The sequence below is a fragment of the Anaerobacillus sp. MEB173 genome (genome assembly GCF_052119505.1).
In the GTDB taxonomy this organism is placed as follows: Bacteria; Bacillota; Bacilli; order Bacillales; family JBJMAU01; genus JBJMAU01.
The window spans coordinates 1-346 of record NZ_JBJMAU010000078.1 but is presented as its reverse complement, the minus strand read 5'-3'; the positions used below and the strand labels follow the sequence as shown (position 1 = coordinate 346).

The 346-nt window shown below is 47.4% G+C and carries 2 tRNA genes; both read right to left on the bottom strand.

What is annotated here, in order from left to right:
* Positions 1–143: 143 nt before the first annotated feature.
* Positions 144–220 (bottom strand) — tRNA-Met (locus tag ACJ2A9_RS23880).
* Between the two features lie 23 nt (positions 221–243).
* Positions 244–319 (bottom strand) — tRNA-Ala (locus ACJ2A9_RS23875).
* Between the last annotated feature and the right edge of the window lie 27 nt (positions 320–346).

The following is a 346-nucleotide window of genomic DNA, read 5'->3' as shown; positions in this document are numbered from 1 at the left end:
GTCGGTTTTCAAGACCGATCCCTTCAGCCGGACTTGGGTATTCCTCCGTAATGCTTATTCCTAATAGAACCTTTAAGATTAAAACCTATGACCAATCGTTCTGAGTTATCTATCTCTAACCATTGCAAGTTAAAGTCCTTAAATGGTAGCGGCGGAGGGGATCGAACCCCCGACCTCACGGGTATGAACCGTACGCTCTAGCCAGCTGAGCTACACCGCCATCAATTTTTAATATAATATTATTGGTGGAGCCTAGCGGGATCGAACCGCTGACCTCCTGCGTGCAAGGCAGGCGCTCTCCCAGCTGAGCTAAGGCCCCGATGTTTAAGGTATTTTAATTAGAATC